The organism is Acetobacter conturbans (genome assembly GCF_011516755.1).
Lineage (GTDB): Bacteria > Pseudomonadota > Alphaproteobacteria > Acetobacterales > Acetobacteraceae > Acetobacter > Acetobacter conturbans.
Window position 1 is genome coordinate 20,141 of sequence record NZ_WOSY01000007.1, and the last position, 12,949, is coordinate 33,089.

9 protein-coding genes are annotated in these 12,949 nt (G+C 61.4%); 1 reads left to right on the forward strand and 8 read right to left on the reverse strand.

What is annotated here, in order from left to right:
- Position 1: 1 nt before the first annotated feature.
- The 5 genes from GOB81_RS08570 to GOB81_RS08590 all read right to left on the reverse strand — a co-directional run bounded on the left by GOB81_RS08570 (position 2) and on the right by GOB81_RS08590 (position 7,681).
- On the reverse strand, positions 2–2,218 hold the full coding sequence (locus GOB81_RS08570; RefSeq protein ID WP_173570157.1) for an FUSC family protein: 2,217 nt from the start codon (positions 2,216–2,218) through the stop codon (positions 2–4).
- 213 nt (positions 2,219–2,431) lie between these two features.
- On the reverse strand, positions 2,432–2,962 hold the full coding sequence (locus GOB81_RS08575) for an adenine phosphoribosyltransferase (RefSeq protein ID WP_173570007.1): 531 nt from the start codon (positions 2,960–2,962) through the stop codon (positions 2,432–2,434).
- 137 nt (positions 2,963–3,099) lie between these two features.
- On the reverse strand, positions 3,100–5,337 hold the full coding sequence (locus GOB81_RS08580; protein ID WP_173570008.1) for an ATP-binding protein: 2,238 nt from the start codon (positions 5,335–5,337) through the stop codon (positions 3,100–3,102).
- A 141-nt stretch (positions 5,338–5,478) separates the two neighbouring features.
- Complete coding sequence (locus GOB81_RS08585; RefSeq protein ID WP_173570158.1) at positions 5,479–6,732, reverse strand: multidrug effflux MFS transporter; 1,254 nt, start codon at positions 6,730–6,732, stop codon at positions 5,479–5,481.
- A 181-nt stretch (positions 6,733–6,913) separates the two neighbouring features.
- Positions 6,914–7,681, reverse strand: coding sequence for a TVP38/TMEM64 family protein (locus GOB81_RS08590; protein ID WP_242010149.1), 768 nt, complete (start codon positions 7,679–7,681; stop codon positions 6,914–6,916).
- A gap of 112 nt (positions 7,682–7,793) precedes the next feature.
- On the opposite strand from GOB81_RS08590, the gene GOB81_RS08595 reads away from it, so the two are divergent.
- On the forward strand, positions 7,794–8,858 hold the full coding sequence (locus GOB81_RS08595; protein WP_173570160.1) for a COX15/CtaA family protein: 1,065 nt from the start codon (positions 7,794–7,796) through the stop codon (positions 8,856–8,858).
- Between the two features lie 302 nt (positions 8,859–9,160).
- On the opposite strand, the gene GOB81_RS08600 is transcribed toward GOB81_RS08595, so the two are convergent.
- From GOB81_RS08600 to GOB81_RS08610, 3 genes are all read right to left on the reverse strand, one after another.
- Positions 9,161–10,645: a glucoamylase family protein gene (locus tag GOB81_RS08600; RefSeq protein WP_173570009.1), complete on the reverse strand. Its 1,485-nt coding sequence runs from the start codon at positions 10,643–10,645 to the stop codon at positions 9,161–9,163.
- A gap of 190 nt (positions 10,646–10,835) precedes the next feature.
- Positions 10,836–11,468, reverse strand: a complete 633-nt coding sequence (locus GOB81_RS08605; RefSeq protein ID WP_338421341.1) for an SGNH/GDSL hydrolase family protein — start codon at positions 11,466–11,468, stop codon at positions 10,836–10,838.
- A gap of 93 nt (positions 11,469–11,561) precedes the next feature.
- Entirely contained in the window at positions 11,562–12,815 is a 1,254-nt protein-coding gene (locus tag GOB81_RS08610) for an OpgC family protein (protein WP_173570010.1), read from the reverse strand.
- Between the last annotated feature and the right edge of the window lie 134 nt (positions 12,816–12,949).

Below are 12,949 nucleotides of genomic sequence, written 5' to 3' on the forward strand. Positions count from 1 at the left end.
TTCAGGAGAATACCGGATCCAGATAGGGGCTGGAGGCATCGAAAAACAGCCGGTTGTTCGACAGTTCCGCCGCGATCACACGCAGGCTCGCCAGAGCCCGCAGGATCTCGACGCGCTGGGAGAGGTTGGTTTCACTCTGTTCCAGTCGCACCAGAGCCGCGACGGCTCCGCTGGTAGCACGCTCCGTGCGACCGTAGTGACCACCATAACGTCCGGTAAACTGCGCCATCCGGACCAGCATCTCCTGCACGTCTCGTGCCGCGGCCGAAGGCAACGCGCCCCGCTCCAGCACGGCCCGCAGATTGAGGATGGCCAGCCCCACCGTCATGCCGGACAGAACGCCGTGAAGATAGGCGTCGATCACCGGCCCCCGACGCCCCCCCACCGTATTGAGCAGCCGCACCATGCGCTCGATGCTCACGCCGATCACATCATGCGACATCAGCGGGTAGCGGCTGCGCGCCAGCTTGCGCAGCATCAGCAGGATCTGTGCCCGCATGTTCCAGCGCACACCGTCAGGATCGAGCGGCAGGAAAACACGATACATCCACATGCAGAACGCCATCGTCAGAAACAGCGGCATCGCGGTGTTGAAGAATGTGACTTCATCCAGCATCCGTTCATCGTTGAACGGGCTGATGAGGATGGTGAGGAACAGGTTGTAGGCCACAGCCCCCAGAATCGTTGCCGGATTGGAGAAGGCCAGACCGCCGATCATCATCACGGGAATGAAGCAGAGGGCCATCATTTCGTAAGTCGTGATGGCGGGCATAACGATGAATGCCATGAACGTGGAAACCACGATCACGCAGATCGTGCCGTGCAGGAAGGCCCTTGTCGCCACGGCTGGCGTTTCCAGCGTCGAGAACAGCGAATTGATGATGCCGACGAACATCAGGAAGAAGAGACCCTGAGGCCACCCCGTGGTGATCCAGATCACTCCCGCCACGAACATCGAGACGCTGGCCCGCAGGCTGTTACCGGTTGCCTGCCGCCAGTCACGCCATGTCTGTATGGGATAATGGAAATGATCATGCGCGGGCGGGTTGCGGCTGGCATCGAACTGCGCCAGCGATTTCCGCAGTTCGTCCAGCATATCGCCCAGCACATGCAGGGCCTGCCCCTCCCGGGTGATGACCGTCTCCTGCGCTACATTGACGGGAGGATTCGTCACCATCTCCATTTCCCGCGCCAGACAGGTGGCGGCGTCCACTCGGCTGGTGGCGCGGAGATCGCGGAGTTCCGTCATGACGGCGGTGAATTCGTCCGGGTCCCGCAGCCGTTCCGGCAGGGAAAGAAGAAATGTCCGGCTTCGGGCTGCGAGGGCACGCCAGTAGGGTCCATAGGTCGCCGGGTCGTCCATCAGGGCTGACAGATCGAGCCCTCGCGAAAACAGGGCCGCCACCCCGGACAGGGCGGCACGGGCATGGTCGCCCTCATGCCCGTGCCGCCCCATTTCGATTTCCGCGAACTCGATCTGATCACCAAGCCCGGCCAGCGTGGTCATCATCTCGGCGGACGTGCGAAGCACATCCTTGTCGCCTCCCAGAAGCGCTCCCAGAGTGTTGGCGGTCGGCTTCATGGCGACGATGTAGTTGTCGGCCAGCCGGTTGCGCGCCCGTTCGTTCAGCCTGAACTGGAACAGTGAAGAGATGACGGTTTCACAGACGATGCCGAGCGTGATGTAGGTCACACGCGCCATGGTGATCTGGAAGATGTGCTCGGGGTCCGAGATACCATCCAGCGAGATGATGGAAACGGTGAAGCCGCTCGCCCGCATCCCATGCATACGGTAATTGGCCATCGAAGCCGGACCGGGCAGAAGCGTGCCGATGAAGCACAACGCACCGATCGAGGCCGCCAGCAACAGAATGAACAGCAGTGGTTGCTGGGGTGCTGCGGCCACGAGCGTGAAGGCAACAAACGTGCCGACCACCATGCCGAACATGTGCCAGCGGGCCTTGGCCAGCGACTTGCCGCGAGAACCCTGCGCGATCATCCAGACTGTCAGGGGCGCCCATTGCGGGCTGCCGAGCTCCCACCACAGCGCAATGCCGAGTGCGATGAGGGAAGCGATCGTGGTCCGCAGCGCATAACCGAAATTCAGCAGGCTGGGAGCGTAAAACCACTTTTGACGGGCAATCCATTTTCCCAGCGGACCTGAGCCGAAGGGAGCGGAAAGACCGCTGCGAGCGAGAAGATGTTCGAACCGGGCCATGAAGGGGTGCTGTTCGGGAATCGCCCCATCACTCATGCCCGCACCTCACTTCGTTGTCTGAATACGACACCTGCCATGTCGGCTTACACCAGCATTCCTTCAAGCACGTATCGGTGGGATGAATAACTCAATTTCCTGCAGGCGAGAGATGCAATGTCTGCCTGATGGGTGCATCCCGCGCTCCCATCAGGGAGCGCATTAAGTGCAGAGAATTCAGTCGTCGTAGGACATCAGGGAATGCAGCGGCACATCGATTTTGTCGCGCCCGCGCAGACCTGTCAGTTCGATGAGCACCGATGCCCCGACCACATTCGCACCAGCCTTGCGCAGCAGGGCGATGGATGCGGCCAGAGTGCCGCCTGTCGCCAGGAGATCATCGGTTACGACGACGCGCTGACCGGGGACGATGGCGTTCGCCTGAATATGAAGCGTATCGCTGCCATATTCGAGATCGTAGCTGTAAGAAATCGTCTCGCCCGCCAGCTTGCCCGGCTTGCGCAGCATGATGATGCCGCAACCCAGACGGGTGGCGAGAGGCGCTGCCGTCAGGAAGCCGCGTGACTCGATGGCGGCGAGCTGATCCGGCTGCCAGGGCCCCACGGCGTGGGCCATGCGAGCGGTCGCAAGCTGCCACGCATCCGCGTTCCGCATCAGGGAAGAGATGTCATAGAACAGGATTCCGGGCTTCGGGAAGTCAGGTATATTGTCGATATATTGCTTGAGATCGATGTCGTTCATGGTCATGGAGCCGTGCCGGGAGAGCGGGTTGACGGGAAATCGTCTTCAGACGTGAAAGCGCTCCCGTGGAGCGCGTCATCGGACAGCGCGGCGGACACTACCCTGCGGGGAAAAGGGTCGCAAGACTGTGAACACACATGTCCTCAGGCCGAAATCCGCTCCTTCATGGCGGCGGAGACCACCTTGAGAAACCCGTCACGACGGAAAGGTTTCGGCAGCAGTTGCGCGGTGGGCAACGCCGCCACGGGACGGGGGCCATCGAGGGTGAAGTCACCCGACATGCAGACGACAGCCAGAGCGGGCAACCGCTCCCGCAGAAGCTGGGCCAGACGAAACCCGTCCAGCGGCCCCGGCAACTGCACGTCCGTAACAAGCAGGTCGTACATATTGGCCGCCTCGACAACGAGGTCGTACGCGGCTTCGCCATCCGCCGTCTCTGTCACCCGGTAACCGGCAAGGCCGAGAATTGTCGCCACAATATCGCGAATGGCCGGATCGTCCTCGACTACCAGAGCCCGCAGATTCGTCTTGGGAAGAGCCGGAACCGCCTCCCGGACCGGCAACACCGCATCCACGAGCACCCGTGGCAGCCAGAGTGTGACCCGCGTGCCATGACCGGGCGCGGAGGCGACCGTGACCCGACCGCCTGCCTGACGGCAGAAATCCACCACCATCGCCATACCAAGCCCTGTCCCGGCACCGTCGTCCTTGGTGGTGAAAAACGGTTCGAAGAGCTGATGCAGGACTTCCGGCCCCATACCGCAACCCGTGTCAGCAACATCCACCCTCACCCATGCACCGGCGGCAAGCGGCGTCACCTCCGACGACACGCGCAGTCCACGCTCGTCCTCAATGGGCAGCGTCAGGAGATTGACCCCTGTGGGAAAGGATACGTTCGTGGCGCGGATGCTCAGCGTACCGCCGCGCGTCATGGCGTCGCGGGCATTGATGGCCAGATTGAGGAGAGCGCTTTCAAGCTGCGCGGGATTGACCTGCACACGCCAGATGCCCGTCGCATCCCCACATTCGACGGCGATACGCGGACCGATGACACGCGCCAGAAGGCCGGTGGTGAGAGCGAAGATATCCGCCAGCGCCACCGTATCCGGTGCGGGCTTATCGCGGCGCGTGAAGGAAAGAAGCTGTCCCGTAAGAGTTTCGGACCGCCGCGCCGCATGAGCGGCGGCATCCAGACAATGCTGCATCCGCTCTTTGTCGGCGTCCTGCCCCGCTTCTGTCGCCAGTTCGAGATTGCCGAGAATGACCGTCAGAAGATTCTTGAAATCATGAGCAATGCCCGCTGTCAGTTGTCCAACAGCCCGCAGCTTCTGGGACTCGCCCAGCGCCCGCTCGCTGCGTAGGCGGAGTGTGATATCGTTGGCGGTCAGCACGAAACCGCGACGGTCCTCGGCGTCCAGAATGTCATCCGGCGCGAAGAACAGGGTCCGGCACAGTTCAAGGTCGGCGTCATTGATGCCCTTGCACTCAACCATGACCGGAGCCGCGCATTCACCGCGTCGCAGCGCCCGTTCGACATGCGCGAAAGGTTCGAGAAGGGGCTGACCATCAGCGACCAGCGCCGCGCTCAGGTCGTTGTAGGACAGCCCTTGCTGGAGAAAACCATCCTCCAGTCCCAGAATGGAACCCAGCCGGTCGTTCCAGTGACGCAGTTGCCCGTCCGTGCCGAACACGGCGACGCCGATGGTCAGGCTGTCGAGAACCGCGCGAAGCTGGAGCGCGAGATTACGGCTTCGGGCCTCCGCCCGCGCGGCCGCCAGCGAGGTGCGGTCAAGAACCCAGCCCGCCGTCACCATGATCAGCACGCCGATGACAATACCGAGCGCATCGAGCCGTTTCTGCCAGCTCGTATTGCGCAGCATGTCGGCAAGACGACCCTCGCGCCGGGCCGTATCCACACTGTTCAGGCTCATCAGAGCGGAATCAACGCCCTTGAGGGTGGCATCCGTATCAACCTGCGCGAGGGCGGCGTCGGGGGATGTCTGCCAGCCGGAAATCGTCTCAAGAGACGCACGCAACTGATCGAGACTGGGGGGACGAATGCGGTTCAGCCGCTCCTGCACGGCCTCTACGGCCGGAAAATCTTTTCGAACCGTGCCGATCCCGGCAAGCGCGTCGATAAAGCACTGTTTCTGAGCCGGATCATGCGTGGCGAGCCAGGCGAACCTGCAAAGCCGGGCCTGACCCACGCCTCTGTCCAGCGAGCGCAGGATCTGATCCGCGCTGGCGCTCTGGCGGTCCAGTTGACCATGCCGCGCCATCTCATTTCCCAGCTGCATGGCGAAGGTGCCGAACGTCACGATCAGCAACGCGGCTCCGAGGAGCGCAAGAACATGGGCCCGTTTGGCAGGATGACGCGCCATTTCTTATCCCGTCAGATGTTGCGCGTGCGGCATAGCGTCTTCATATCGGGCCGCCCGTCAAGTCCGTCGTGGACCATGCACGTTCCGAAGCAAACGTGACAACCCTTTCCCGTTGCGGACCATGCTGTCGCTGAGGGTGCCTTATGTCCGGATGGGCCGCAGTGGCAGGCACATCACCATGGCGAAGGCACCGACCGCCATGCCGATGGCCATCGGCAGCGGCGTACCGCCGGAAAAATGCGGAAGTGCTGAGAGCAGCCCGATCAGGATGCCAGCCACCGCGCCGAACACATACTGCATCGTGCCGGTCAGGGCGGAGGCTGTCCCCGCCACATGCGCATGGTCCGCCAGCGCACCCATGGTCGCATTGGGATAAATCACCCCCGTCGGGCTGAGCGTAAGCAGCATGGCGCCGATCAGGGCGACGATGATTGGAGACAGGCCGGGCGTCACCGCCGGATGACCGCCCATCCAGAACGCCAGCCCCAGCAGGACCAGACTTCCCGCAACGGAGATCGACGTCGCCACCGTCAGGATTTTGTGCGGATCAAAACGGCTGACCAGCGCCCCGTTGATCTGCGACGCCCCGATCATGAACACGGCGAACAGACCGAACAGCATGGAAAACTGGAAGGGCGTGAAACCGAACCCGTTGATGAAGATGGGTGAGGCCGCCGTCAGGTAGCTGAAGGACAGAAAGGTTGAGAAGGCGGAAATCAGCGCGTGGGAGAGGAACCCGCGATGCCCGAGCAGGGCGAAATAACGCGCCAACAGCATGATGGGGGGAAGGCGCTGGCGATTTTCCTCCGCCAGTGTCTCCGGCAGCATCCGCGTCACGAGCAGAACGCACAGCAGTCCATAAACCGCAGAAACCCAGAAGATCACGCGCCATGAGACGAACGTGACGACAATACCGCCGAGCATCGGGGCAAGGATCGGCACCACGCCCATGACCATCACCAGACGCGACATCATCCGCGCGCCCGCACGCTGGTCAGGCACCAGATCGCGCACGCAGGCCGTCGGAATGACCAAGCTGGCTGATGCGCCTATGGAGGCGACGAAGCGTGCGGCACTGAATGTAAGAATATCAGGGGCGGCGGCACAGACGGCGGAAGCCAATGCGAAGATCGCGTTCCCCACGATCAGCGGCCTGCGTCGTCCGAACCGGTCGGAGAGCGGTCCCACGGTCAGTTGCCCGATCGCCAGTCCGACGAACCAGATGGACAGCGTCATCTGCACCGAGGAGAGACTCGTGTGCAGACTTCTCACCATCGCCGGAAAGGCGGGCAGGTAGATGTCCGTGGAAATCGGTCCCACTGCCGTGAGAAAACCGAGCAGAACCGGCAGCCACCATGGAGTGGTTGCCTGAACCTCGTATTTTCTGCCCGACATCTGTTCTGAAGTCTGGATGTTGACGGCCATGCCGGTTCCCGACTGCTGTGGCTGCTTGCGATGCAAACAAGCTCATAAAGATGAGGATTTCATGGAGAAAGGTGTTTTTACGGTGGAGATGGCTGATATCGCCACAGGAAATGACTACCGGGTCAAAAATGAGGACATCCGGCAGCGTGACTCACTCCCGCACAACGCGCCGCAGCAGCCTGTAGCCAACCCACCCTGACACAATGAAGAGAATAATGGCGGTCACGGCACGACCCATCCCACCAAACTGAGCGCCGGAGCCCAGCAGCACGAATATGACAGTCTGAGGAAGACTGCCGACCAGTGTCGCCGCGGCAAATGGCGCAAACGCCACACCCGTCACACCGGCGAACAGGTTAAGCAACAGGGACGACCCCACGGGAAGCAGTCTCAGGATGACGATCGCTTCAAAAGGATGGCGCTGCAACATGGCCGTGACCCGTCCCAGATGCCGCAAGAGAAACCCCGGCGTTTCCTGCTTGCGCTCCATATGCAGGCGAACCCACTCCCGGCCACCCCATCGCGCCCAGAAAAAGCATCCCACGGACCCTGTGACGGTGCAGAGGGTGGCAAGCGCCGTCCCTTCCACCAGCCCATAGGTCACGCCTGCCGCAAAGCACAACAACTGACGAGGAAGACCGAAAAGACACCATACGGCGCCCGCAAGGCAGAAGAGGAGCCGCCCGCCCACACCCTGTCGCAAACGCACCGTATCGCCGAGCAGCGCGTGAACCCCCGGAACTTCCCGCAGCAGCAGCATGCCCGCCACCAGAACCGCCAGCATCAGGGCGGGACGCAGCAACGATGCGCGCGACATCCCATCCGGCACAGCCTTTGCTTCCCCCGTTGCCGCCCCCTCCGGCGCCCCAGAGGATGCAGGCCCGACGTTACGCTCGTGCGATCCTGTCTGTTTCCGCATGGGAGTTTCCCTCATGAGGCGCGGTAACACCTCCTTGCTCACGGTTGCAAGAGCGCGGTAAACGGGCAGGATGTCCGACATACGCCCCCCATCCTCTCCACAGTCCGACGACATGACCGTCCTGGACGGCATGACCCTGCGCGACCGTCGCCACGTATCAGCCTGGCTCCTGAGCATCTGCGTCATGCTGCTCGGCATGATCGCGCTCGGTGGCGCGACGCGGCTGACCGGCTCCGGCCTGTCGATCATGGAGTGGCGCCCCCTGACGGGCATCATCCCCCCTCTGACGCACACCCAGTGGGAGCATGAATTCGCGCTCTATCAGGGCATTCCCCAATACAAGATTCTGCATGACGGATTCGGGCTTGCCGGATTCCAGCAGATCTTCTGGCTGGAGTGGATTCATCGCTTCTGGGGGCGGCTCATGGGCGTCAATCTTCTTGGCGGACTGGCGTTTTTCGCGGCGCGCCGGGTGCTGACACGGGGACTGATCCTCCGGCTGGTGGTCTTCTTCCTGCTGGGCGGCCTTCAGGGGGCGATCGGCTGGTTCATGGTGGCCTCCGGCTTTCGGCCGGACAGCACGGCGGTCGAACCGGTACGACTGGTGCTGCATCTGGGCATGGCACTGATCCTTTATGTCGCCATTCTGTGGACGGCCCTGTCGGTCCGCTTTCCTTACCCTGAACTCCTGCCGGACAGGATGGGTGCACGTCGCACACGCGCAGCACTGCATGCAGCGCTCGGACTGGTAGGACTGACCATCGTGGCCGGAGGCTTCACCGCCGGAACGCACGCGGGCTTCGCCTACAACACGTTCCCGCTCATGGACGGCCATCTGATCCCCGAGGGATACGCGAAGCTCAGCCCGTTCTGGTACAACTGGATCGCCAACATCCCGGCCGTGCAGTTCAACCATCGCCTGCTGGCGACCGTCACCACACTGGCCATCGGGCTGACTGTTTTTCTGGGCATGAAGACGAAACTGGCACCGCGCGCGCATGCCGCTGTCGCCCTGCTCGGCTGGGCCGTGCTGATCCAGTACGCACTCGGCGTCACGACCCTGTTGCTGGTGGTTCCTGCCTGGGCGGGCACCACTCACCAGACTTTCGCCGCCATTCTGCTGGGGGTGGGCGTCTTTGCCATGCACACACTGCGGGGTGCGAAGCGGGGGCGTTAAAGCGCCTGCCGCCCGCAAGAGGGATCACCACCCTACCAAGGGCGGGGGGGGTGATTCCATTCTCTCTTCCTTAGAGTCCTTTTGGAAATTTCTGTTCCGGACCGGAAGCCCCCGTGTGGCGTAGAGGTGAAACAGGAAACCTGCCGGAAACAGCCAATCTGGCGCTTAACGGCCTTGCGGAAAGCTTGCGTTCGAAGGTGAACAGCAATTTCCAAAAGGGCTTTTAGTCCAGCAGCCACCGTTTCAGAACGAGAAGAGGCCGCCCCGCGAGCCAGCGGGACGAACGGTGCGGTGGTCTTCCTTCAGGGGGTGTGGGCTTTCGCCGTTCCCGGCGCGTGAGCGGCAGCATCCGTCACCTCTTTGCCCAGCCATGCGCCATGGAAACCAGCGCGAAGAAGCCCCGTCCGGATGTACGGGTTGCGTTTCATCACATTCCAGACGAACCCGCTGCGCCAGTTTTCGATCATCAGCAGGATCGGCCCCTGATCGATCCCCAGATATTCATTATCGACCCAGAAAGACTGCCCTTCCGGAAAGCTGGGGTTGAACGCATCCATGAAGCCATACTTGCCGTAGATGCGATCCCCATAACGACTTCTCAGATCACGTAGCGCGGGAATGACGATTTCCGGCGCGAAGGCGATGGAGCCCAGGGCTGCCGTAGGGGCGATGGTCCCATCGTCCTGCACATAGTCCCGCCCTGCCCCACGCGCCGAATAGGACAGGAAGTGGCGGTCCTGCCCGTCGATCTGTTTCGTCATCTCGCCCGGACCGTCAGAGGCGGTCAGCCCCCAGATCGTGCCGCTGTAATCTTTCCATTTTCCGGGATTTGCCGTGGCGTACGCCTGCTGGGCATAGACCGCGCGACGGCTGTTTTCAAAATAATCGATGCTTTTTCCACGCGCCCAGTCATCCTGAATGCCCCGGAAGTCGATCCAGGCGTGACTGTACTGATGCCCGAACAGCGGTGCGAAATTCAGGAAGGTCTGGCCGTAATAGCTGCCCCACCGTTTGTCGTTTGTGGCCAGCCATGCCTGCCATGATACCGGCTGAAGCGCATGATCCGGCGATCCAAGGCCGAGAATATAGGCCATCATCCCTTCGCAGTAGCCTTCCCAGTAGTTCGGGAGAAACTGATGCTCAGGGCCCCAGCCCATGCTCAGACGCTCGTCAGGCCGCTTCATCCACTGCCAGTCCACACGCCGGTAAAGGTCGCCTGCGAGACTGCGGATTTCTTTTTCGTCAGCGTTATCCCGATCGTAGAAACTCTCGGTGAACAGCACGCCCTCTATCAGAAGCGCCGTATCGATGCTGGACAGTTCGATATCGGGATTGAGTCGCAGACCCGTCTTTTCATCAAGGAAATGATAGAAGAAACCGTGGAAACCGGCTGCGTTTCTGGGGCTGTCATTCTGCGGCAGGCGCAGCAGGAAACGCAGCGTCGCCAGTGTGCGCCCGACCGCCTGCTCCCGGGTGATGTACTGCCGTTCGACACCGATGCCATAGGCTGTCAGGCCGAAACCGATGGAGGCCACGCTCGCAAAGGTCTGCGGCGATGGATAGCGATCCGGCACCAGCCCCGTATGAGGATCGGCGGACTGCCAGAACCAGAGAAAGGTCCGGTGCTCCAGATCGTCGATCAGAGCACGATCCGAAGCCGTTATCCCTCCGGGAGCCTGCAACTCCGAAGATTGACTGGCCCAAGCGGGATGATCCTGAACGATCCCTGCAATTCCTGTGAGCAGCACAGCCGCCGCCCATCGCCTGATCGAGGCGCTTCGTGTCATCCGACTTTCCTGCTGGCAAAGAAAGTCCGGCTGGTTGGGCCGGACCGGGGTGAAAAGAGTATCGCGGAAACGACCACGTGCCGGAGCCATGACAGAACTGCCAGCACGAATCATCTCCGATGTTTGCTAAATGTTGCGAAGCAAGACGATCTGCTTCTGATTCTCCGGCAAAGCCCTGGCCAACACAGCCCTAGACAGCAGGCGCACCCGTCAGATCCACGATCCATCGCGCCACCGCCTCGCCCAGCAACCTGTAACCGAAATCCCCAAGATGGAGGCCATCCGGGGACAGTTCCTCCCGGGTGATGCCATATTCGGCGCACCAGGATTTCATCCGTGTATAGCGGTTGAAGAACGGCAGACCGAGTTCAATGGCCAGAGCCTCAACGGCATCCCGAAAGGCCGGGAAGCGCGGATGCTCTTCCATCATCTGACTCCACTGAGGCCCGATCATGCCGAGATCACAACCATATCCCCGCAGCACTTCCAGATCGGCACGCGTCTGATCGATGAAAGCAGAGACGGGAAGATCCTGCCATACGTCATTGGTACCGCCCTGCCACACGACGAGGTCGGCACGATCCTCGATGACCTGTGGCAACCGTTCGTGCATCTCCGTGGCGCCATTGCCACCGATACCCCGGTTGATGACCGTCACACCGCTCGGCATGAAAGGCTGGAGCGTACGCTCGACAACCGGACACAAGCCGTTCTCCGGGGCGCTCGCGCCAACACCTTCACAGGTGGACGAGCCGAAGAGGCAAATTCGCACCGGATCGCCCGAGCGAAGCAGCCGGGTAAGACGTGGAAAATTACTCATCATGGGCTCCCTGTGTCGGTGAGCCCCATCCTCAATGAAGACAATGCTTCTGTGAAGAGTGCGTGTCCTGTCTGCGGTCGGTGGGCAGACCCTCTCTCAGGACACGGCTTTTTCCCGTGAAGGGGACCGGCCTATCGTGGCGGCCTCCCCCCGGGCACGGTTGCGTTTACGCTCGTACACGACGGTCACCCGGTAGAGGATCCACAAGCCCACAAGGTTGATGGTCGCCTGAAGAAGCCACCCCTCGCCGATAGTCGTGAAGATCAGGCGTCCGATCAGGTCGAGAACCGTGCCGACCGTAAAGACTTCCAGGGAATGACGACCGCACAGGGCGAGCGCCTGACCTAATCTTGTCTCGGAGAACTTCCGCGCCAGTTGCGAGGACTGAACGAGATAGAAGATCGACAGCACGTCCAGCAGCCGCAGGGGCGCGAGCGTGCTTTTGTCGGGCGACGGCAATGCAAGCGGGCGGATAACGGGCAGTCCCCACTGGGTCCACGGAAAGGCTTCCAGCAGGGAGAAGACGAGATAGCTGCCGCAAAGAATCCGCAGCCAGGAGAATGACGGCAGGTTGCCCTCATGGCGGCCCGCCTCGATCGCCCCGCACGCGCCGAGCATGAACAGGAACTGCCAGGCCAGCGGATCGAAATACCACCCGTCCGGATCGAGCCAGTTTGGGAAATTGACGGTGGGATCAAGATTGATCACCAGCCACAGAAGCATGCTGAGACCAAGCGCCACGAAACGATTGATTTTGATGAGCCCGTACATCAGCGGGAAAGCCGCCAGCAGCACCATGTAAAGCGGCAGAATATTGAGGTTGGAGGGCAGCGCATCCAGCAGGAACACGCGCCAGAGGTTCGAGACGCCGTGCGCCAGTTCCGGCTCGAGGAAATCGACCGGAACCGGCGTGAAATTACGCCATGTGCGGATGATGACAACGAAAGAGATCATCATCAATGTCTGGGCGAGGTAGAGCTTGCCGCAGCGAAGGGCGAGACGACGCAACGTTTCGACCGTGCCGTATTTCGAGAATCCGCGCCCATACGCCAGCCATGAAGCATATCCGGCAAGCAGCACGAAAATCTCCGCAGCATCGGCAAAGCCGAGATTACGCAGGGTGAGCCGGTTGAGAAGGTTCTGCGGCATGTGATCGACGAACATCATCAGCAGGGCGATGCCACGCAACGCATCGACGCGATGATCGCGCTGCCGTTTGATAACCTCGCTCCCGACCGCCTGCTGACCGCCCGACACCGAAGATTCACGGCTGCCGGCAGAAGACGTGTCCGAAACGGGGGACACGAGCCGGATGTCGGCCGGTGGCGCGGATGAAAGGGTGACCGTCATGGCATGTCCTGACTGAGGCCGGGAAAAGGAAACCTGCAGTGATGGCGCAACATATAACTATCAGGAGCGTTCTGATAAACTGCGTATGTGACATCCTGATAAGCTGAAATGTTTTACAACCTGTTCGGATGAGG

Coding starts and splice junctions, on each gene's coding strand:
- GOB81_RS08585 (WP_173570158.1), bottom strand. CDS start 6,732: ATGTCGGGCAGAAAATACGAGGTTCAGGCAACCACTCCATGGTGGCTG.
- GOB81_RS08600 (WP_173570009.1), bottom strand. CDS start 10,645: ATGACACGAAGCGCCTCGATCAGGCGATGGGCGGCGGCTGTGCTGCTC.
- GOB81_RS08570 (WP_173570157.1), bottom strand. CDS start 2,218: ATGGCCCGGTTCGAACATCTTCTCGCTCGCAGCGGTCTTTCCGCTCCC.
- GOB81_RS08605 (WP_338421341.1), bottom strand. CDS start 11,468: ATGATGAGTAATTTTCCACGTCTTACCCGGCTGCTTCGCTCGGGCGAT.
- GOB81_RS08595 (WP_173570160.1), top strand. CDS start 7,794: ATGACCGTCCTGGACGGCATGACCCTGCGCGACCGTCGCCACGTATCA.
- GOB81_RS08580 (WP_173570008.1), bottom strand. CDS start 5,337: ATGGCGCGTCATCCTGCCAAACGGGCCCATGTTCTTGCGCTCCTCGGA.
- GOB81_RS08610 (WP_173570010.1), bottom strand. CDS start 12,815: ATGACGGTCACCCTTTCATCCGCGCCACCGGCCGACATCCGGCTCGTG.
- GOB81_RS08590 (WP_242010149.1), bottom strand. CDS start 7,681: ATGCGGAAACAGACAGGATCGCACGAGCGTAACGTCGGGCCTGCATCC.
- GOB81_RS08575 (WP_173570007.1), bottom strand. CDS start 2,962: ATGACCATGAACGACATCGATCTCAAGCAATATATCGACAATATACCT.